We start from the raw sequence: 16,801 nt of genomic DNA, 5'->3' as shown, positions 1-16,801 counted from the left end.
CGCCGCCTTGTTCAGCCGCTCAGTGGCGGAGCAGCCACTGACGATCAGCAGCAGTGACAGCGCAAGCGCGGTTCTTTTCCGAAAGCTGAAGCTCATAGGATTGGATCTCGATTTCGAGTGTGTCTTTGGCGGCCTGCTCGGCGGCCTCGGCGGCCGCAAGGCGCTTGCGGTGCTCTTCGCCGGCCTTATTCAAAGCGCCGGTGCGGACTTCCCTCGCCTTGTCAGGATATTTCGCGCAAAGCTTTCCATATTCGGAGATGTGGAGATATTGCAGCGTTCCCGAGCGCAGCGAGGTGCCGACACGAATGCTCGAATTATTGCCAAGCAGCAGTTCGGTCTGGTTGGCTCTGACGACAGGCACGGCGTTGCGGATACCATCCGGCAGATTGTCATAAGGGTATTTAATCTTGTCCCGGAAGATCGCCTGCACGTCGCCCAGCGTATGGGCGATGGTGCCGGCGCGGATATCCCGGTTGAAGACGCAGGCATCGAGCATGAAGATCTGAATGAAGGTCGTGAGACCCAGCTGGCGGGCTTTCAGCAGCACATTCAGATAATGCATCTGCTCGAAAAAGGTCATCTGCGTCCAGTTCATCTCGAACCTGACGCGTTTGCCTGCCTTGTCGGTGATCCAATAAAGATTATTCAGACGCCAGCGCCAGTCGGAAAACTGGTCAATTGCCGTTTGGAAGTCCGCGCGTCTTGCCATTGATATCTTCCAGCAACTGCGAAACCTCGCCGGTCACGGCGCCACGGTCGGGCTCGACCTTGGAACCGTATTTCTTCGGCTTCAGCTTCGCGGCGACCCATTGACGAGTGGCGATGCGGAGCTGCGAACGCCTTATGGCCTCGCCATTCTCCTGCCAGCCGGTGGTCTCGCCGCTCGCGTTCTTCTTTTCGATCCAGTCGTCTGCGCGGTCATCGGCAATCTCGACCATCTCGTCGACAAAACCATCCGCCTGAATCTCGCGCGCTAGGGCGTATTTGGCCCGAAAACCGGCCTTGTCGTCATCGGCGAGCCAGGAGAGCACGCTCGACATCGCCGGCATCCCCTCATCCCGGCAGATCGACCGGAGGCTTTCCCTGTCGGCGATACGCTCGCAAATCCTGTCGGCAAGCGCCTGGGTGAACTTGATGGGTCTGCCCATGAGGCGCTGCTTCTGGAGGGTTCTAGAACAGCGCGACGATGTTGGATGCCGTAGTCCCGGTCAGCGCCACGATGGCGGCATGAACCGGCAGGATCGTCCCGGCCGGCACGCTCTTGAAGATGACAGGATCCATGTCCCGGCGCGGCGCAATGGCAACGTCACCCGTCGTGCCGATATAGAGAGCGCGGGCACCGACAATGGCGGTATCGTTCGGCGTCACCACTGCGGCCCGCGAGGCCGGAGCAATCGAAGGGTCCATTGCAGTTCTCCTTGGAAGAGGCGAGCGATACCCGGCCCGATCCCGATGTGATCGAAGATGAGCGGTCAGGCGGCAGAGGATGGGGGATCAACGACGATCCGAGGAAGCTGTCCGGACGTCTGAGATGACCGGTTCTCAAGCCTTGGCGAGTGACGCAAACGATTGAAGGGCGACGTCGATTTGGTCGACATCACCTCTGGACTCAAATCTCGCAGCTTGGATTTGCGGTAGTCATAAATGATCCGCCGGGGGGTGATCAAGGGCTTCTAACCGCAGCATGCGATTAATTGAAATCTGCCCAACCCGGTCCAACCGGCGGCAGAACGCCTCACCGCTTTGCGAGCCTTCAGGTCCGGCGTACAATGAGTGGGCTGTTGATCAAACGGTGGAGAAGTTCAGTGAAAACCACGAGACTTTTTCTTTGCCTCATCGCTTTTCTCAGCGTCACGCTCGCTGGAAACCCGGCTGATGCCGACGAGCTGGTTCACTTCGAAAGCGCGCCCGTCAAGCTCAGCCCATTTCGGATAAGCAAGGCGAGAGAACAGGGAGAAATTCTTTCTCAACCGCAAGGTACGCCCCTGCTGGGATATCTATCCCGCCCCCAGGGTGATGGCCCTTTCCCGGCAGTCGTCGTTCTGCATGGATGCGAGGGCATGCGTTTGAGCGTCAAGGAGCTTTGGCCGAAACGGCTGGCCGCATGGGGCTACGTCGTGCTGGTCGTCGATAGCTTCACCTCCCGCAACATCAAGGACACCTGTCAAAACCGTCTCCCCGATCGGGTCTTCGACGCCTATGGCGCTTTGAATTTTTTATCGAAGCAAAGCTTCGTCGATGCCAGGCGCGTTGCCCTGATGGGCTTTTCAACCGGCGGCACGGCGACGCTGGAGGGAACAAAAATCGAAGGCAACGAACAGCTGATGGACAGCAAGTTCAGGGCGGCGGTTGCCTACTATCCCCTCTGCGCGGCAACTCAGGGCGATGCGACGGTGCCGATCTTGATTTTAACTGGCGAACGAGACAATTGGAGCCCGGCTGACCGATGCCGGAAGAGGCTTGCCAAGCTGAGTGACGATAGCCCGCCCATCGAGCTCAATATCTACAAGGGCACTTACCACGATTTTGACGCCCCGGAATTTAAGGTGGGACGGAGGGTGTTGGGCCACATCGAAAAATACAATCCGGACGCCGCACGAAAGTCCATCCGCAGCGTTCGCACATTCCTTCGAAACTACATCTTGAACTAAAACCTCGGCTCGAAGTTCGCAGGAAACGCCCCACTCTCCGTCATTCCAGGCCTTGGCCCTGGAATCCATGCCAGCCGCGGAGGCACACTACCGCGAGAGCATCGCCTTCAGTCGCTTTTGCGAGACAAGAGGTTCGCTGGACATTCGAACCAGACCGAGCGCATGGCGCATGGCCGGTGTGAAGGGCAGCCAATGTTGCAGACGATCCAGCAACTTCTCCGACATCATGTCCTCGAGCGGGCCGGCGCCCAATTGGCCGAGCGCTTTTTCGTGGCCAGGCAATTGGGCTTGATCGATAATGGCGAGCACTCGTTTCAAGACGACCTCGCTCGGATCGTGCAGTAAAATCGTCGTCCAATACCATTCGCCGGGATCTGCGAGATAGGCCTCTACATAGGCATCAGCGGTAAGCGGTGGCTTTCCAACAGCCGTCAAATCCGGCATCCACGTCAGATCCGATGCGAGCGCGCTCCGGGTGAACGCGTCGACCGCTGGGGCGTCGGCGGTGTGTTTTCCCGAGCGCGGTTTGCTACGGTTTTTGCCGGTCACTTTTGCGCCTTCCATGTCCACGGCGTATTCTAGGGTTTTTTGAGGACTGACGTCTCGACCCAGACATTCAACAGGTCTTTACCAACGACGACGACTGTCATCCACGTATTCTCACCCTCGATCAAATAGGCCACGCCGCTTTGCTTGCGGTCTTTCGTGACTGAACCCAACGAGGCTGCCGCGAGCCCAGCTTCGAAGGCTTCGAGCTCAGCGTTCGAACAACGCAGATCCTCCGAACGATCCGTCGCCAGAACGCCAAAATAATCGAGCGTACAGGTAGCAGAAAAGAGCTTTCGGTATTCCTGATAATACGTGGCGAACCGCAATCCGCTCGGCATCGTGTACTGCTCGCTGCCGGTTCGAGGCTCAGAGGTAGTGTTGGCGGGAGAAGAAGGCGCTTCAACGGTCCAATCGCCTCGATCAACGCCGTTGTGCAGGGCAGCCAGGCTTCGACCATTCAACACGCACAGCTTCAACGTATCATTGAGAGGGCACGCAACCGCCCCCTCCCCACTCAACAGGATCGCAATCACCAAAGCTGCAAAGAAACGCACGCGACCGTCCCCAAATCATCGCCATCAAACCCATCGTCACCGTAGTTCGGATGCCGGAGAAAACAAGGCGGTGGCGCCATAGCATGACACCGAAAAGCAGGCGCGGTGTTCGGGCGACGGCAGGCTCTAACCGTGCGCTTCGTCCAATGCGCCACATCGCAGGCTATGCCCGGAGAGGTCAATTTCCCGCAAGACGCTCGATCGGCTCGGCGAGGTCGAGCCAATGCGGGCGATTGTCCCACCAATGAACATGATCCGGAACAGGAAAGGACGGATCGGCGAATGTGCCGCCGGCGATGACGACAGTGCCGGGAAAGTATGTTCCGGATTTCGAAAACCCGCCCCCGCCACAGACCCGGCAAAAGGCTTTCATCACCTCAGGTGTGGTCTCGCCTTGCGGAAACCAGACGGAATATTCCCCGGAGATAATCCGGACATTTTCCTCACGGAACCACACATTGTGTGAAAGCGCACTGCCGGATGCACGCTGACAGCGCGTGCACGTACAGACGTGGTTGTGCACAGGATCGCCATCGACCTCCAGGGCAAGGGCGCCACAGGTACACTGCGCATGAAAGATGGGCATGGGGGCTCATTCCGTATTTTTCTCACGGTTGTCGATTTTACGACGCCGGAATCGACACGGTCTATCGAAATTTACCATGGCCCTCGCATGCGGCAAAGCATGGCCGGATGGAACTCCACCTTCTTTGCTGCGACGATGCATCGGCGTTTTCGAGAGGTCCGGCTGGAAGCGTTGCATGACGGCGATCAAGGGAAGATGCCCGCCATTTTGAGTTTGCTGCAGAATGCCGATATGGCGTTCGCGACGCCCTCGCCGCAAGGAAACTTGAACGGTCGCGTGGCTTCCTCGGTCAGAACTGGCTCGCCTGTTGCGGCGTCGCGGCCGGTGACATGCTTCGTCAGCAGGATGCCGCAGGCCTCGCCGGCAGCCTCGTCGATCGCCATCTGGACATCGCCAAGATAGGTATCGCTGGGGATGTCGATGATGAAGGCCGTGAAAAATCTCACGCCGCGGCTCCCCGCCACGGCCTTGACCAGGCTTGCATGCGCCTCGGAGACCTCAATCTCCTTCTCCGGCGGCCACATCACATCACTTGCAGGCCACGCATCATCTTCCACGGCTTCGCCGATCGGCTGCTCACGCATATCCGCTCTCCACATCTTCGGTTTTCAGATGGCGGCCGCCGCGCCGATGTTCTTATTATGTTCTGATAGCGAAGAGAGTCAAGACGGATGTTTTGATGTGAGCTGCCTTCAGTGAACCGCCAGAGAACTGGTGCAGCCGCTCGGGACGGACGCCGGCCACCGGCCTCCTCGAGCGCTCCAAGGGCTGTGGCACTCACGCCGAGATGTCCGCGTTCCAGCGGCGTTGCATCTCCTCAGGCGTGACCTGCTCGATGGTTTGCGACAACATCCAGCGGTGACCGAAGGGATCAAGCACCTGCGCCACCCGCTCGCCAAAACTCTGGTCGGTCGCCGGACGCAACATCGTCGCCCCGGCCGACAGCGCCTGCGCCAGTGCTGCGTCGGTCGACATCGTGTCCATATGGAAGGTCACCGGCGAGCCTCCGATGGTATCGGGAGACAGGGCGCCGAAGTCCGGATATTCGTCTGCCAACATCATCATCGTCTCTCCGAAACGCAGCTCGGCATGGCCGATCCGCCCGTCCGAAGGATCGGTCATGCGGAAGACTTCCGTGGCGCCGAAAGCCTCCTTGTAGAAGTCGATGGCCCGCGCCGCATCCTTGACGATGAAGTAGGCGCTCACTTTTCGGGCAAAACTCGGCATGGATGATCCTCCTTGACTGGGTTCTTCATTAACGTTACGTATCGTAAAGATATGAGTCAAGAGAGTAATGCAACACCGAAGAAACGAGGGCGGCCGCCAAGCGCTGCCGCGCAGAGGCGTGCCTTGGAGGCCGCCCATGAAATCCTGATGGCCGAAGGTTTTGGCCGCATGACGATCGAAGCCGTGGCGGCGCGGTCCGGTGTCGGCAAGCCGACGATCTACCGTTCCTGGGCCAACGCGCAGGAACTGGCGATGGCCGCTCTTCTGGTCAACCGGCTACCGGAAGCGGAATTTGGAGGGGGCACGGCGCAGGCGGCTCTCGGGGCGCAGATGAGCGGACTGGTGACTGCCTTTGCGAGCACGCGCGGACGGCAGATCACCATGGCACTTGCGGCCGCCGACCCGGAAAGCGAATTCACCAAGGCCTTCCGCAACCAGGTGATCCTGTCGAGCCGCAACGCGGGTCGTGTCATCCTGGAGGAGGCTCTGGCTCGGGGAGAGATCGTTCCGCCGCCTGATATGGAGGCGCTGCTCGACATGATCTACGGACCGGTCTTCTTCCGGCTGCTGGTCGGCCATCGCCCGGTCTCGCCGGAGTTCGGCGATGCGATCGTTAGGACCGCGCTGCGGGCCGTTGCACCGTCGGGCGTGTGAGACATGCTTTAGCCGTGATCGTCACCCAGTTCGCCAAGATGGCGCTGGACCCACTTGATCTCCTCCGATGCCGTGCGCCCGAAATGCCGTTTGAAGTCGCGGCTGAACTGCGCCGGGCTGGCGTAGCCGACCGAAGCCGCGACATCAGCGATCGTTCTCGTCTGGCGCGCGATCATCAATCTCGCTTCGTGAAGCCGCATGGCCTTGACGTATTGCATCGGACTGTTGCCGGTCAGACCCTTGAAATGGACATGGTAGGAGGGAACGCTCATGCCCACCTCCCTTGCCAGATCGGTGACCGCGATCTCCAGGCCATAGTTTTCCCGCAGCCAGGCCAGACTCTGAATGATTTTCCCGGATCTGCCCTTCTGCTGGAGGGCGGCGATCATCGCACCGCCTTGCGGACCGACCAGGACGCGGTAGTGCAGTTCGCGCAGAATGCCGGCGCCAAGCACATCCGTCTCGACGCTGCTGCCAAGTGCCGTCAGCAGGCGCAGCAGGACATCCTCGATATCACCGGACATCCTGCTCGACACGAGACTTCTCGGCTCGTCGCCTGGCAGTTCGGCATGCTTTTCCACCTGCAATGCGATCTCGGCCGCCATCTGCATATCGAACTCGACATAGACCGCAAGCAATGGCCGCTCGGGACTTGCCGTCGACGTCATCCGGAATGGAACGGGCAGCGACACCGCCAGATAGTGCTCCTCGTCATAGAGGAAGACCTCGCCTTCGAGGATGCCCTGCTTGCTGCCCTGCAGGACGAAAACCGCGCCCGGTCTATAGAGCACCGGGATGTCGTGGAGCACGGCTTCCGTGCGCAATATGCGGACGGGAGCGAGCGCGGTCGGATTATATCCGTGACGGGGGGCGAGACGTCCGGCCAAGGCGACCATCTCCCCTCGCCTGGATAGGCGGCGATCACCCTTCATAGGATTTGGCAACATTTTGAGAGAACCCGCAATCGATGCGCCGGCTTCTCCACACTATTTGTCAAATCGCATCCTCAATCAAGGAATATCGCTGATGTCACGAAAGACCTTCTTCATCACCGGATCGAATTCCGGCTTCGGGCTCGCCATTGCATCTGCGGCCCTTCAGGCGGGCCACATGGTGATCGGCACTGTGCGCTCGCAGGCGTCGCGCACGGCGCTCGCCAAAACCCTGCCTGGCCTGCGGCCGGTCGTCTGCGACGTCACCGAGTTCGACCGCATCGATGATGTCGTCGCCGACGCGGAAGACGAGCATGGGCCGGTCGACGTGCTGATCAACAATGCGGGTTACGGCCACGAGGGCGTGCTCGAGGAGTCGCCGATCGAAGAGATGCGGCGGCAGTTCGACGTCAACGTCTTCGGCGCCGTCGCCGTCGCCAAGGCATTTCTGCCGCGGTTTCGCGCGCGACGCCGCGGCTTCATCGTCAACGTCACCTCGATGGGCGGCATGATCACCATGCCCGGCATCGCCTATTACTGCGGCAGCAAATTTGCGCTCCAGGGCATATCGGAAGTGATGCGTTCGGAAATGGCTCCGTTCGGGGTGCATGTGACGACCCTTTGCCCCGGCTCCTTCCGGACGGACTGGGCCGGTCGATCGATGGTCCGCACCGAGCGGTCGATCGCCGATTATGATGCCCTCTTCAATCCGATCCGCGAGGCGCGGCAGGCCGTCAGCGGCAAGCAGCGCGGAGAACCCGCCAAACTGGCCGCGGCGGTTTTAGAGCTCATCGAATCCGACAATCCGCCGCCGCAGCTTCTGCTCGGCAGCGACGCGTTCAAGCACGTGTCAGACAGGATCGTTCGCCTCCAGCAGGAGATCGAGGCGTGGAAGCCTGTCACCCTCTCGACCGACGGCTGACGCGGAACATCAATCAGCCAGCCCTCATTGGATGATTTTCCCACCCTCGACCGCCTCCAGCTTCCGCCTGAGCGCCTGTTCCTGTTCGTATGATTTATGCGGGAAATGCTCAAAGCACCACCAGCGCGTTGGCACGGCCGGGGATGGGCTGTGGCCCCAGCCTCCCCATTCCTTGCAGCGTGTGCCGTCGGCAAGCCGGTGCTCGCAATAATGTTCAACGATCACATTGGCGCCCGGCGCGTTCGAATGGCCTTCGATGCTCATGGGTGCGCCGTCCTTGGTTTCCCGCCTTTGATGCTCTCGTAGATCATTTCCAGCCGCCTTGAGGCGACATAGGCACTGTCCTCGTATCCGGCTGACGGCCAATCCAATCGATTGCTGCCGTCAGCCGCCACGATCCAGAACCATCGATTATCGATCCCTTCTCCTGCCTGTGACCGGAATATCCTTCCGATCTGGGTATCGCCGTCGAAAGCGACGTAGTCATCACCGGGTTTCTCCTTCCAGGCGTGCCGCCATTTGTATTTGATTTCCCGGCCGCTGACATGTTCCCACGATTTCCATGTGATTTGTTCTGGCATGCGTCGTCCTGTCCTCTCGCGAGGTTCTCTTTGACCGCATGGTTGATGGATGGCTCCCGCCCGAGCCGGTGAATTCAGATCAGCGTCGGTTCCGGATCGGGGTCGATCGGATCGATAATGTCAGCCGTGTCATTCTTGGGCGAACCCACATTGCGGCCGATCGGCCACATGGTCATCAGTTCCGCCGGGAATGGCTTCATCAGGTCGTTCGGATCGGGTTCCGGCGATAGCCAGCGTTCATAATCCTCACGATGCAGGATGACCGGCATCCGATCATGGATCTGCGCCATCATCTCATTCGGCTCACAGGTGACAATTGCGAAGCTCCGAGTCTCTATGTCATTGTCGCGCCGCGTCTCCCAGATGCCGGCGAGCGCAAAGGGTGAGCCGTCAGCCATGGCGATCGCATAGGGCTGCTTGTTCTTGCCGGTGCCGAAGATATCCTTCCACTCGAAGAAGCCGTTGATCGGCACCAGGCAGCGGCGCGACCTGTAGGCGGAACGGAACAGACCGTTAGTACTGATGCCCTCGCAGCGGGCATTGATCGGCGGCGGCCGGCCACCCGGCTTCATCCATGCCGGCATCAGACCCCAGCGCGCCGAGGCGAACACCGGCCCCATGACATCAGGCTCGCGGACCATGTCGCGAATGATGATCGGATAATCCAGCGTCGGCGCGCCGTTATAGCGCGGAAATCGGTTCCCGAGCGCATCGATCGCGCCTCGCTCTGCAAAGGCGAAATTGCGCACCAGCTCTTCAAGCGATGTCTTGATATAGACGCGGCCGCACATCCAGAACTCCATTCCGCATATTAGATGTTCTGATTATGTTCTGGGTATTCGAGGCGAGTCAAGGCCGGTCGCTACAACCGATGCGGCCATCACTTTCGCCAGAATCAAGGTGAAGCCTGTCACCGTCTCCACCACCGCTGACGGTAGAAAATCTGCTTTGCGCTTGACAGCCTTCCTACTGGAAGGTAGATAGAGCCCATGAGCAATCTTTTGACGACCTCCGACGAAATTCTGGCCTCCGCGCGAGCGCTGATCATGACCGGAGGCTATAACGGCTTCAGCTATGCCGATATCGCTGCCGTCGTCGGCATCCGCAAGGCCAGCATCCATCACCACTTTCCGAGCAAGACCGATCTGGTGCGCACGCTTGTGGTGCGATATCGCGAAGATGCCGAGGCGGGTATCGCAGGCCTGGAGCAGCAGGTGCGGGATCCCCTGGCGCTCCTCCAAACCTATGCGGGCCACTGGGCCCAGTGCATCGAGGATGCAAGCAGGCCGTTTTGCGTCTGCGCCCTGCTTGCGAGCGAACTGCCGGCGCTGCCGCCGGAGGTCGCGGGCGAGGTCAAGGCCTTCTTCCGCTTTGCTTCGGCATGGCTGACCTCGGTGATGGAACGGGGCGCTCAGGGCGGGAGTTTGAAACTGTCGAGCGCACCGCGCGTCGAGGCTGAAGCCTTCATGGCCTCCGTCCATGGCGCTATGCTGTCGGCCCGGGCTTACGGAACCCCGGAGGTCTTCGCCACCATTCTGGCCCCCACCTTGCAGCGGCTCACTCCGACCGCCGCTCGATAAAGTTCCGGGCGGAATATAGCCCGGAGCGATAACCACGTTCAGCGAAACTACCAACTAGTAGGAAGAACGGCATGATCAATAACATTCTCCCCGCCCTCGTGCTGGGGCTCACCACTATCGCGTCGACGGCCCTTCCAGCGGCGCCGGTCCATGCCGAAGACCAGAAACCCGAGCAGGTCCATGTCAGGGGCAGCATCGTTACCTACAGCGGCTCCGCTCTCAAGGTGAAGACCCGCGAAGGACAGACCGTCGATGTCACCCTCGCCGACGGCTGGAAACTGGCGAGCGTTGCAAATGCTGCGGTCACCGACATCAAGCCGGGCGACTTCGTCGGCATCGCATCGCTGCCCAACGCAGGCGGCGGCGACGGCGCGCTTGAAGTGCTGATCTTCCCGCCAGCGATGAAAGGTGCCGGTGAAGGCAGCTATGGTTGGGACCTCAAGCCCAACAGCAGCATGACCAATGCGACAGTGGCCGACGCCGTCAAGGGCGTCGACGGCCGCACCGTCACCGTCTCCTATCACGGCAAGGAAAAGAAGATCGCGATTCCGGACGGCACGCCCGTCGTGACCATCGCTCCGGCCACCAACGACGATCTCGTTCCCGGCGCCGCCGTCTTCATCCCCGCCGAGAAAGCCGCCTCAGGCCCCCTCGCCCATCAGGTGCTTGTCGGGAAAAATGGCGTGGTCCCGCCCATGTGACCACGTCGTCGCCGGTCGGCCGGGCCGCCCCCGGTTCGACCGGCGATTTACCAGGGAATGCCGCCTGACCGGCAGCCGATGGACCCGAACGACGGAGAACACCGTCTCGACAGCCGCCCGGCAATGCTCGGGCAGTTCCGGCAAGCCCAGGAAACCAGTCTCGATGACGGACGCCGCCGCTCATGACGGTGAGCCGCCCCCATCAGACCAACACCATCACATTCAGGAAAGAGATCATGATGACCGATTATTCAACCACCGTCGCGTCTGGCGACAGGGAACAGTGGCTGACCCGCTATTACTTCACCCGCGCAGCCTTTTCCGCAATCTGGGTCGCAGCCGCCTTGACGGCCGGCCAGCAGTCGCTTGCCGTCGCGGCCGCCTTGCTGATCCTCTACCCGGCCTGGGATGCCGCCGCCAACCTGGTCGACGCATCGCGGAATGGCGGCCTGGCAAACAACCGCAGCCAGGCAATCAACGTCGCCGTCAGCGCGGTGACGACCGCTGCCGTGATCGTCGCCCTGACGATGAGCATGAACTGGGTTCTCGGCGTCTTTGGCCTCTGGGCGATCTTTTCCGGCCTGCTGCAGCTTGGAACCGCTGTCCGGCGCTGGAAGACCAATGGCGGCCAGTGGGCGATGATCCTCAGCGGCGGCCAATCCGCGGTGGCAGGCGCGTTCTTCATCGCCCAGGCGCAAATGCCGGAACCACCCTCCATTGCCAACATCGCCGGATATGCCGGCCTCGGCGCCTTCTATTTCCTGGTTTCGGCCGTCTGGCGGAGCGTCACGCAGATGCGGCGGAAGCGGGCCTGAGCCGACATGCGCCAATCGCGATGTGACACCGTCGATCAGCGGGGAGCAACTGCCCCGTCGGGGAATTTGTGATAGTTGCAGGCGTTCATTGAAAACAACGCCACATCATCACCGATTTCGCGGCGCGAAAGCTCCCATTCGAAGGTGTCATGGCCATCGAAACCGTAAGATAACGCCATCGTGGTCAGTTCCCCGAAAGGCCCTGGGGGATACACGGCACCGTACACCGTCGCCTCCTTTCCCGGGAATTTGCCTTTGATAACTCTCTTGATCTCCAGATCTGCCCTTATCCACCGCGTCGGAGAGTCTTTTGTCCCTATGAAACCGGATTCGCCGATCGACAGCGATTTCACGCGCGCCTCAACCACGATCTCCGCTTTCGCCAGCAATTCATCCTGAGCAGGACATTTCGGCGTTCCGGCGGCTGGCCTTAGACCAATAGCCAATAGAGCAAGAACTGCTGTGAAGCACCGTCGCATATGCGGGTTCAGGATCACTCTCGGCATCCTTATCGGCCTCGTCCTCCGTCTTCCCGGCGGCATCGGGCCTGTGGTTGTCATTGGCGGCGGCGAGCGCCGCAAAGTCCTCTCGCGCCATGCGGCGACCGATGATCCGGGCCAGCGTCAGCGCCGCGCGGTCGATGCGTTGCCATGTCTCCGCCTCCGGCTCGCCGTCCGCACCGTCATTGCCGTTGGCCGGGACGGTCTCGTCCGGCTTCTCGTCGTCATCGCCTTCCATGTCGCCGCCTGTTTCTCGGTTCGAGTCAAACAGACATCAAGCGGCGGCAAGAGTAGAACCGAAAGCCAAATCGCAGGCCGTGCGGTCATGGCGAAGAAACGGCGGCAAATCGGTGGGATCGCTCCGCGCTATGCCGCCTTCGCCAAGGGCTTGGCACGATCGACCCGCGCCCGCTCCTCGGGCGAATTCATGACGCTCCACAGATCGCTGCGACGCTGCGTGTTCAGCCAGAAGTCCGGGCTGTTGCCGAACACGCGCGCCAGAATGAGCGCGGTCGCCGCCGTCACGTTGCGCCGGTCGTTGCAGAGTTCGTTCACATGCTTGCGCTGCACGCCCATCGCCTCGGCAAGCACCGCCTGCGTCAGGCCGAGCGGCTGCATGAACTCTTCCGTCAGGATTTCGCCGACCGTGGCCGGTTTGCGTGTGGTCATCAACATGGCGTCACCTCATCGATAGCTGTGGTCGTCGAGATAAACATCCGACGCTTCGCCGCGACCGCCGTCCCATCGGAAGATCAGCCGCCACTGCTTGTTGACGCGGATCGAATGCAGGCCGTCGAGCGTGCCGCGCAGCTTCTCGAAATGATTGCTGGGTGGCACACGCAAATCCTGATCGGTCATCGCGTCGTCGATCATCTGGAGCTTGCGGAACAACCGGCTTTCGAGATCGGACGGAATGTTGCGGGAGTGGATATCCTCCACGAAAAAGGCCCGCAGCCATTCGTCCTGAAACCCGACGATCATTCCACGCCTCCAATGCTTAGTTGATGTACCACTCTATGGGTCATTCGGCAACCGCTTTTTTCTTCGGAACTGGAGGCGCCCGCAAATGCTTAAAGCCATCTATCGACGATGGCGCGCAAAGCGGATGGGCCACAACATGAAAGATCAATACCAACCGATCTACACATGGCGCGAGACCTGGCCTGGAGAAGGACATCAGGATTTTAGCGGCTTCGACGGCGACCAGTCTTTCGGCCGCGTCGAGCTTGAGAACGCGGCTGACCTGAAACCCGGCCTGTGGAAGTGGAACGCTACCCACCTTCCATGGGTGCGAAAGGAGATCATGCCTCGCAGCGGCTCGGAGCAAACCTCGCGAGAGGCATGCCGCCGGGTCGAGGAGCATTATGAGAAGCTGAAGGCGCTTCACCGGCGGTAGGCCGCATCAATTGATAGGGCCTCAGTCTCGCGTCGCTGGCTCTCTGCCATTGAACCTACCCTCCGTCATCCCAGGCCTTGAGCCTGGGATCCATGCCCGTTGCCAATGGAGGCCGGTGTGGATCCTCGGGTCAAGCCCGAGGAAGACGGAGCGCGGAGTGGCGGCTGGAGCAAGGACAGGACGCATGCGGGCATGATCGGCGACAGTTCATACGGTCGGCGACTTTGTTCTACCGAAACGCGCAGCGGCGGTGTGACCGCACTCACCGCCTTGTGTAAGTTTTCAAAAAGCGGTTAGCTGCCATCGTTGACTATGCCTCGTGCGCTGAGACGTGTCCGCATTTCGGGGGAAATCTCGTGCACTGGTCCAAACCCCTAAGACTGCATCTCGGCGTCCTGGTCGTCGCATCGCTGCTTTGCACGTCGACGCCGATCATCTGGCTGGCGTTCAGGCAAGGAAGCGATGCTGCGGTCAGTGCGGGCGTGCAGCAGATGCGCGAGATGAGCCTGCGGCTGATCGAGGGGTACCGCAATACGCTGCAGGGCGGCACCGAGGCGGTGGCACTGGCATCGACCCTGCCGCTGCTCGCCTCCCCGCCGCCCCAGGATATCACGGCCAAACAGCAATTCTTTCTGGAGGTTCTCAGAAACGTCCCCAACGCGACGAGCGTCTACACCGGCTATCCTGACGGCTCGTATCTGCAGGTCATCAACACGCAAAGGCAGGATGTCCGCCGGATCCTTGCAGCACCCGATGGCACGGCTTTTGCGATCCGCACGATTGCACGCAGACAGGGCCCCGACGTCATATCGACGTTTCGCTTCCTAGACCTCCAGGCAAGGCCGATCGCCGAGCGTGACGTCGACTATGCATCGTTCGATCCGCGGCAACGCCCCTGGTACCAATCCGTCATCCAGCACGGCGAGGAAGTATCCGTCGGACCCTATGTCGCGGGAACGCTGCAGCTTCCAACGCTGACGATCGCAGCACCGATGAGAGACGACGATCAGGTTGTCGTCGGCATCAACATCCACCTGATGACTGTCAGCCGGCTGCTGGATGCGCAGGAAATTTCGCCGCGGGCGCGCGCTTATATCATCGATGATGCCGATGATCTGATCGCCCATTCCGACCCGGCAATCATGAACAGGCTTCTCGGCATATGGTCGAAAAATGCCGATGGCGCCGTTGCCGTCGACACGACGACAGACAGTTACGACACGAGCCTCGAAACGGTGGCGAGGCTCAGGCGGGATCCGGCCTTTGCAAGCGGCGGCGTGGTGCGGATCGATCTCGATGGCGAACGCCAGATCCTGCAGATCGCCCCCGTCGGTGTGTCCGGTCTGTTCAAGGGAAGCGTCGCCGCAATCGTCGTGCCCCTGGAAGATCTGGTGGCTGAGGCCAATCGGCTGCTCATGCACAATCTCCTGATTGCCGCCGCCTTCGTGATCGCGGGCGTCGCTGCCTCGGTGATGCTCTCGCGCATGGTCAGCCGCTCCCTCTATCGCCTCGCCGACGAGGCGCGCAGGATCGGCGATCTCGACGTCGGCGAGAAAGGCGTCTCCCACTCGTGGATATCGGAGATCAACACGCTGGCGAGCGCGCTGGCGGCCAGCCGCCATGCCATCAGCCAGTTTGCCCTCTACGTTCCGCGCGAAGTCGTCAGACGGATCGTCAATCCCGAAGGGCGAGCGGCCGCCAAGGCGCAGCGGCAGGATGTGACCGTGCTCTTCACCGACATCCGCGACTTCACCACCATATCCGAGCAGCATTCGCCCGAGGACGTCGTCGATACGCTGTCGGCCTATTTCGAACTGTTGAACACCATTGCCGAGCGCAATGGCGGGACTGTCGTGCAATATCTCGGCGATTCCATTTTCGTCATGTGGAACGCCCCTGTTCCAGATGCCAGACATGCCGAAAACGGCTGTCGATGTGCGCTTGCCATGAAAGCGGCGGTCGACGACTTGAACGAAGCCAACCGTCAGAATGGCCGCCCCGCGCTCATCACCCGATTTGGATTGCACACCGGCCCGGCGGTGGTCGGCAGTTTTGGCGCGATTTCGCGGCAGCAGTACACGGCCATGGGCGATACGATCAATGTCGCCTCACGGCTGGAAGGATTGAACAAGGAATTCAACACCTCGATCCTGGTGAGCGCCGCCATCCACGAGGCTGTCGGCACCCACTTCGCCCTTCGCCCGCTGGGCCTGGTGCAGCTCAAGGGGCGGGCCGAGAAGGTCGATTTATGGGAACTTGTCGGGGAAAGCCTGAGGACGCAGGAATGAACGAGGCGTTCGGGTTGCTACCAACGGCAGCTTTGCGCCCGCCGCCAGCGGCCTTGTGGCGTCGTAAACTTTCTCTATTTCTTTCGTCATTAATCATGACCTCCAAGGGTATCGCCAATGGGATGGGAAGCACTCGGGCAATGGGGTGAAGACGCGGTTCGCATCGAACGGCTCACCGGTGGCGTTGCCAACGACGTGTGGAGCGTTCGCGTCCACGGGCAGATCGCGGTCGCTCGTCTCGGCTGCAGGAGCGACGCTGATCTTGCATGGGAAGCCGAGCTGCTCCAACACCTCGACCGCGAAGGCATGACCGTTCCGGTGCCGATTCCGACGACTGACGGCCGACTATTCGCCAACGGTGTGGTGGTGATGAAATACATGGAGGGCGGACCGCCCGAGACGGGGTCCGACTGGCGTCGCGTCGCCGACACGCTCCGCGAGCTGCATCGGCTGACGCAGGGCTGGCCACAGCGCCCGGGCTGGCGATCGTCGAGCGACCTCCTGCATACTGAGACCGGAACGAGGATCAACCTTGCCGCGATGCCGCCTGAGGGCGTTATTCGATGTCGAGCAGCGTGGGCGCGGCTCATCGGGCGTCAGACATGCGTTGTCCACGGCAATCCCAACAGCCCTGGCAACGTCCGCATCACCGCGGATCGGGTCGCGTTGATCGACTGGGATGAGTCACATGTCGATGTCCCCGACCTTGACCTGGTGCTCCCCGACAACGCTGCCGGCCTCGACGACGGCGCCCATGACATCGCCGCGCAAGCCTCGGCCGCATGGGAAGCCGCCGTCTGCTGGCAGGACGAATACGCAATCAAGCGGCTTGCCGAGGTTCGGGCGGTCTGAGCAGTTTCGCCGG

At 60.9% G+C, this 16,801-nt stretch carries 25 protein-coding genes; 9 read left to right on the top strand and 16 right to left on the bottom strand.

The annotated features are described in order from the left end of the window. Positions 1-19: 19 nt before the first annotated feature. The 3 genes from AC2444_RS04230 to AC2444_RS04220 form a co-directional block, all read right to left on the bottom strand. On the bottom strand, positions 20-328 hold the full coding sequence (locus AC2444_RS04230; RefSeq protein WP_171815712.1) for a hypothetical protein: 309 nt from the start codon (positions 326-328) through the stop codon (positions 20-22). 346 nt (positions 329-674) lie between these two features. Next, positions 675-1,148, bottom strand: coding sequence for a terminase small subunit-like protein (locus AC2444_RS04225; protein WP_012756513.1), 474 nt, complete (start codon positions 1,146-1,148; stop codon positions 675-677). 22 nt (positions 1,149-1,170) lie between these two features. After that, a complete protein-coding gene (locus AC2444_RS04220) occupies positions 1,171-1,407 on the bottom strand; it encodes a spike base protein, RCAP_Rcc01079 family (RefSeq protein WP_012756512.1) in 237 nt (78 codons plus the stop codon). Between the two features lie 362 nt (positions 1,408-1,769). Here AC2444_RS04220 and AC2444_RS04215 point away from each other — a divergent pair, with 362 nt between their 5' ends. Next, positions 1,770-2,651 carry a dienelactone hydrolase family protein gene (locus AC2444_RS04215; protein ID WP_050786615.1) on the top strand — a complete coding sequence of 294 codons (882 nt, stop codon included), beginning with the start codon at positions 1,770-1,772 and terminating at the stop codon, positions 2,649-2,651. A gap of 87 nt (positions 2,652-2,738) precedes the next feature. Here AC2444_RS04215 and AC2444_RS04210 read toward each other — a convergent pair whose 3' ends face one another. The 5 genes from AC2444_RS04210 to AC2444_RS04190 all read right to left on the bottom strand — a co-directional run bounded on the left by AC2444_RS04210 (position 2,739) and on the right by AC2444_RS04190 (position 5,567). Continuing rightward, on the bottom strand, positions 2,739-3,215 hold the full coding sequence (locus tag AC2444_RS04210; RefSeq protein ID WP_017993322.1) for a hypothetical protein: 477 nt from the start codon (positions 3,213-3,215) through the stop codon (positions 2,739-2,741). Between the two features lie 14 nt (positions 3,216-3,229). Further along, the gene (locus AC2444_RS04205; protein WP_244432245.1) at positions 3,230-3,754 is read right to left on the bottom strand and encodes a hypothetical protein; all 525 of its coding nucleotides are present in this window, start codon (positions 3,752-3,754) and stop codon (positions 3,230-3,232) included. 178 nt (positions 3,755-3,932) lie between these two features. Beyond that, positions 3,933-4,340, bottom strand: coding sequence for a GFA family protein (locus AC2444_RS04200; RefSeq protein ID WP_012756508.1), 408 nt, complete (start codon positions 4,338-4,340; stop codon positions 3,933-3,935). Positions 4,341-4,525: 185 nt separating this feature from the next. Next, the gene (locus AC2444_RS04195) at positions 4,526-4,924 is read right to left on the bottom strand and encodes a hypothetical protein (protein ID WP_012756507.1); all 399 of its coding nucleotides are present in this window, start codon (positions 4,922-4,924) and stop codon (positions 4,526-4,528) included. Between the two features lie 193 nt (positions 4,925-5,117). Beyond that, entirely contained in the window at positions 5,118-5,567 is a 450-nt protein-coding gene (locus AC2444_RS04190; protein WP_012756506.1) for a VOC family protein, read from the bottom strand. A 51-nt stretch (positions 5,568-5,618) separates the two neighbouring features. On the opposite strand from AC2444_RS04190, the gene AC2444_RS04185 reads away from it, so the two are divergent. Next, positions 5,619-6,221, top strand: coding sequence for a TetR/AcrR family transcriptional regulator (locus tag AC2444_RS04185; protein ID WP_012756505.1), 603 nt, complete (start codon positions 5,619-5,621; stop codon positions 6,219-6,221). Positions 6,222-6,229: 8 nt separating this feature from the next. On the opposite strand, the gene AC2444_RS04180 is transcribed toward AC2444_RS04185, so the two are convergent. Continuing rightward, positions 6,230-7,168 carry an AraC family transcriptional regulator gene (locus AC2444_RS04180; protein WP_012756504.1) on the bottom strand — a complete coding sequence of 313 codons (939 nt, stop codon included), beginning with the start codon at positions 7,166-7,168 and terminating at the stop codon, positions 6,230-6,232. A gap of 79 nt (positions 7,169-7,247) precedes the next feature. On the opposite strand from AC2444_RS04180, the gene AC2444_RS04175 reads away from it, so the two are divergent. After that, entirely contained in the window at positions 7,248-8,075 is an 828-nt protein-coding gene (locus AC2444_RS04175; RefSeq protein WP_012756503.1) for an oxidoreductase, read from the top strand. A 24-nt stretch (positions 8,076-8,099) separates the two neighbouring features. On the opposite strand, the gene AC2444_RS04170 is transcribed toward AC2444_RS04175, so the two are convergent. From AC2444_RS04170 to AC2444_RS04160, 3 genes are all read right to left on the bottom strand, one after another. After that, entirely contained in the window at positions 8,100-8,339 is a 240-nt protein-coding gene (locus AC2444_RS04170) for a hypothetical protein (RefSeq protein WP_012756502.1), read from the bottom strand. Further along, positions 8,336-8,656, bottom strand: coding sequence for a hypothetical protein (locus AC2444_RS04165; RefSeq protein ID WP_012756501.1), 321 nt, complete (start codon positions 8,654-8,656; stop codon positions 8,336-8,338). The genes AC2444_RS04170 and AC2444_RS04165 overlap by 4 nt, the downstream gene beginning before the upstream one ends. A gap of 74 nt (positions 8,657-8,730) precedes the next feature. Continuing rightward, positions 8,731-9,447, bottom strand: a complete 717-nt coding sequence (locus tag AC2444_RS04160; protein WP_012756500.1) for an SOS response-associated peptidase — start codon at positions 9,445-9,447, stop codon at positions 8,731-8,733. A 198-nt stretch (positions 9,448-9,645) separates the two neighbouring features. Between AC2444_RS04160 and AC2444_RS04155 the strand changes: the two genes are divergently transcribed. The 3 genes from AC2444_RS04155 (at position 9,646) to AC2444_RS04145 (ending at position 11,752) form a co-directional block, all read left to right on the top strand. Beyond that, positions 9,646-10,236 carry a TetR/AcrR family transcriptional regulator gene (locus AC2444_RS04155; protein WP_012756499.1) on the top strand — a complete coding sequence of 197 codons (591 nt, stop codon included), beginning with the start codon at positions 9,646-9,648 and terminating at the stop codon, positions 10,234-10,236. Positions 10,237-10,307: 71 nt separating this feature from the next. After that, positions 10,308-10,937 (top strand): hypothetical protein, encoded by a 630-nt coding sequence (locus tag AC2444_RS04150; RefSeq protein WP_012756498.1) that lies wholly within the window; start codon positions 10,308-10,310, stop codon positions 10,935-10,937. A 236-nt stretch (positions 10,938-11,173) separates the two neighbouring features. After that, complete coding sequence (locus AC2444_RS04145; RefSeq protein WP_164902758.1) at positions 11,174-11,752, top strand: DUF308 domain-containing protein; 579 nt, start codon at positions 11,174-11,176, stop codon at positions 11,750-11,752. Positions 11,753-11,787: 35 nt separating this feature from the next. Here the strand turns inward: AC2444_RS04145 and AC2444_RS04140 are convergent, their stop codons facing one another. The 4 genes from AC2444_RS04140 to AC2444_RS04125 form a co-directional block, all read right to left on the bottom strand. Then, complete coding sequence (locus tag AC2444_RS04140) at positions 11,788-12,141, bottom strand: hypothetical protein (protein WP_012756496.1); 354 nt, start codon at positions 12,139-12,141, stop codon at positions 11,788-11,790. Position 12,142: 1 nt separating this feature from the next. Further along, positions 12,143-12,490, bottom strand: coding sequence for a hypothetical protein (locus tag AC2444_RS04135; protein ID WP_012756495.1), 348 nt, complete (start codon positions 12,488-12,490; stop codon positions 12,143-12,145). Between the two features lie 128 nt (positions 12,491-12,618). After that, positions 12,619-12,927 (bottom strand): HigA family addiction module antitoxin, encoded by a 309-nt coding sequence (locus AC2444_RS04130; protein ID WP_012756494.1) that lies wholly within the window; start codon positions 12,925-12,927, stop codon positions 12,619-12,621. A 9-nt stretch (positions 12,928-12,936) separates the two neighbouring features. Beyond that, positions 12,937-13,233 carry a type II toxin-antitoxin system RelE/ParE family toxin gene (locus AC2444_RS04125; RefSeq protein ID WP_012756493.1) on the bottom strand — a complete coding sequence of 99 codons (297 nt, stop codon included), beginning with the start codon at positions 13,231-13,233 and terminating at the stop codon, positions 12,937-12,939. A gap of 136 nt (positions 13,234-13,369) precedes the next feature. Between AC2444_RS04125 and AC2444_RS04120 the strand changes: the two genes are divergently transcribed. The 3 genes from AC2444_RS04120 (at position 13,370) to AC2444_RS04110 (ending at position 16,788) form a co-directional block, all read left to right on the top strand. After that, a complete protein-coding gene (locus AC2444_RS04120) occupies positions 13,370-13,648 on the top strand; it encodes a hypothetical protein (protein WP_026157280.1) in 279 nt (92 codons plus the stop codon). Between the two features lie 356 nt (positions 13,649-14,004). Beyond that, on the top strand, positions 14,005-15,936 hold the full coding sequence (locus AC2444_RS04115) for an adenylate/guanylate cyclase domain-containing protein (RefSeq protein WP_012756491.1): 1,932 nt from the start codon (positions 14,005-14,007) through the stop codon (positions 15,934-15,936). A 117-nt stretch (positions 15,937-16,053) separates the two neighbouring features. Next, complete coding sequence (locus AC2444_RS04110; RefSeq protein ID WP_012756490.1) at positions 16,054-16,788, top strand: phosphotransferase enzyme family protein; 735 nt, start codon at positions 16,054-16,056, stop codon at positions 16,786-16,788. The last annotated feature ends 13 nt before the right edge of the window (positions 16,789-16,801 follow it).

This window comes from Rhizobium sp. WSM1328, from assembly GCF_057653715.1.
This window is presented reverse-complemented; position numbering and strand designations above follow the sequence as displayed.

Bases quoted from the DNA above. Each gene is read 5' to 3' on its own strand.
- AC2444_RS04135 (WP_012756495.1), bottom strand. From the start codon at position 12,490: ATGGAAGGCGATGACGACGAGAAGCCGGACGAGACCGTCCCGGCCAAC.
- AC2444_RS04180 (WP_012756504.1), bottom strand. From the start codon at position 7,168: ATGTTGCCAAATCCTATGAAGGGTGATCGCCGCCTATCCAGGCGAGGG.
- AC2444_RS04145 (WP_164902758.1), top strand. From the start codon at position 11,174: ATGATGACCGATTATTCAACCACCGTCGCGTCTGGCGACAGGGAACAG.
- AC2444_RS04125 (WP_012756493.1), bottom strand. From the start codon at position 13,233: ATGATCGTCGGGTTTCAGGACGAATGGCTGCGGGCCTTTTTCGTGGAG.
- AC2444_RS04175 (WP_012756503.1), top strand. From the start codon at position 7,248: ATGTCACGAAAGACCTTCTTCATCACCGGATCGAATTCCGGCTTCGGG.
- AC2444_RS04185 (WP_012756505.1), top strand. From the start codon at position 5,619: ATGAGTCAAGAGAGTAATGCAACACCGAAGAAACGAGGGCGGCCGCCA.
- AC2444_RS04190 (WP_012756506.1), bottom strand. From the start codon at position 5,567: ATGCCGAGTTTTGCCCGAAAAGTGAGCGCCTACTTCATCGTCAAGGAT.
- AC2444_RS04120 (WP_026157280.1), top strand. From the start codon at position 13,370: ATGAAAGATCAATACCAACCGATCTACACATGGCGCGAGACCTGGCCT.
- AC2444_RS04215 (WP_050786615.1), top strand. From the start codon at position 1,770: ATGAGTGGGCTGTTGATCAAACGGTGGAGAAGTTCAGTGAAAACCACG.
- AC2444_RS04150 (WP_012756498.1), top strand. From the start codon at position 10,308: ATGATCAATAACATTCTCCCCGCCCTCGTGCTGGGGCTCACCACTATC.
- AC2444_RS04130 (WP_012756494.1), bottom strand. From the start codon at position 12,927: ATGTTGATGACCACACGCAAACCGGCCACGGTCGGCGAAATCCTGACG.
- AC2444_RS04160 (WP_012756500.1), bottom strand. From the start codon at position 9,447: ATGTGCGGCCGCGTCTATATCAAGACATCGCTTGAAGAGCTGGTGCGC.
- AC2444_RS04170 (WP_012756502.1), bottom strand. From the start codon at position 8,339: ATGAGCATCGAAGGCCATTCGAACGCGCCGGGCGCCAATGTGATCGTT.
- AC2444_RS04200 (WP_012756508.1), bottom strand. From the start codon at position 4,340: ATGCCCATCTTTCATGCGCAGTGTACCTGTGGCGCCCTTGCCCTGGAG.
- AC2444_RS04165 (WP_012756501.1), bottom strand. From the start codon at position 8,656: ATGCCAGAACAAATCACATGGAAATCGTGGGAACATGTCAGCGGCCGG.
- AC2444_RS04225 (WP_012756513.1), bottom strand. From the start codon at position 1,148: ATGGGCAGACCCATCAAGTTCACCCAGGCGCTTGCCGACAGGATTTGC.
- AC2444_RS04210 (WP_017993322.1), bottom strand. From the start codon at position 3,215: ATGGAAGGCGCAAAAGTGACCGGCAAAAACCGTAGCAAACCGCGCTCG.
- AC2444_RS04155 (WP_012756499.1), top strand. From the start codon at position 9,646: ATGAGCAATCTTTTGACGACCTCCGACGAAATTCTGGCCTCCGCGCGA.
- AC2444_RS04110 (WP_012756490.1), top strand. From the start codon at position 16,054: ATGGGATGGGAAGCACTCGGGCAATGGGGTGAAGACGCGGTTCGCATC.
- AC2444_RS04195 (WP_012756507.1), bottom strand. From the start codon at position 4,924: ATGCGTGAGCAGCCGATCGGCGAAGCCGTGGAAGATGATGCGTGGCCT.
- AC2444_RS04220 (WP_012756512.1), bottom strand. From the start codon at position 1,407: ATGGACCCTTCGATTGCTCCGGCCTCGCGGGCCGCAGTGGTGACGCCG.